The sequence below is a fragment of the Burkholderia sp. SIMBA_062 genome (assembly GCF_046534765.1).
Lineage (GTDB): Bacteria > Pseudomonadota > Gammaproteobacteria > Burkholderiales > Burkholderiaceae > Burkholderia > Burkholderia ambifaria.
Window position 1 is genome coordinate 1 of the sequence record NZ_JAWRYD010000627.1, and the last position, 236, is coordinate 236.

At 44.1% G+C, this 236-nt stretch carries 1 protein-coding gene; it reads left to right on the forward strand.

The features are described 5' to 3' along the window. A partial coding sequence (locus SB786_RS37690; protein ID WP_410731772.1) for a hypothetical protein occupies nucleotides 1-236 on the forward strand: 236 nt, incomplete at both ends.

Sequence of the window (236 nt, forward strand, 5' to 3'; positions counted from 1 at the left end):
CCTAAAAACAGGCATTTCACAAAATGCCAATACTAGATACACAGATGCTGAAATTGACGGTGGAAGAATTAGAGTAATCGGCGAGCGTCCGCGAAATAAAGCTGTCCAGATAGAGCGTAATATAACCGAACGCCATCCAGGACCAGATAATAAGGAGTCATGGGCGGGCAAACGCGATCCCTCTCACCCTAAATACGACCCCAACTATATACCACCACATATAAAAAACAATACTG